This is a genomic window from Sphingomonas sp. LH128, from assembly GCF_000293195.2.
Lineage (GTDB): Bacteria > Pseudomonadota > Alphaproteobacteria > Sphingomonadales > Sphingomonadaceae > Novosphingobium > Novosphingobium resinovorum_A.
The window spans coordinates 1-265 of sequence record NZ_ALVC01000602.1 but is presented as its reverse complement, the minus strand read 5'-3'; the positions used below and the strand labels follow the sequence as shown (position 1 = coordinate 265).

At 61.5% G+C, this 265-nt stretch carries 1 protein-coding gene; it reads right to left on the bottom strand.

The genetic code is table 11. The features are described 5' to 3' along the window. Positions 1-62 precede the first annotated feature (62 nt). A partial coding sequence (locus LH128_RS30545; RefSeq protein ID WP_037522313.1) for an ArsC/Spx/MgsR family protein occupies positions 63-265 on the bottom strand: 203 nt, incomplete at its 5' end.

Genomic DNA, 265 nt, shown 5'->3' with positions numbered 1-265 from the left:
GCCCTTGGGTTGCCAGATGACGAGCGCGATCGTCGCGATGAAGATCAGAATTGCTGGCAGCATCAGGCGATACGCTGGCCCGAGGCGTCCACAACCTGTTCGCCATCTTCTTTCGCGAATGCGCCGAGCTGGCCTGTCGGCAGCAGATCAAGCACGGCTTCAGAAGGACGGCAGAGTTTTACACCGAGCGGAGACACAACGAGGGGGCGGTTGATGAGGATCGGATGCGCCATCATCGCGTCCACCAGCGCGTCGTCCGACAGCG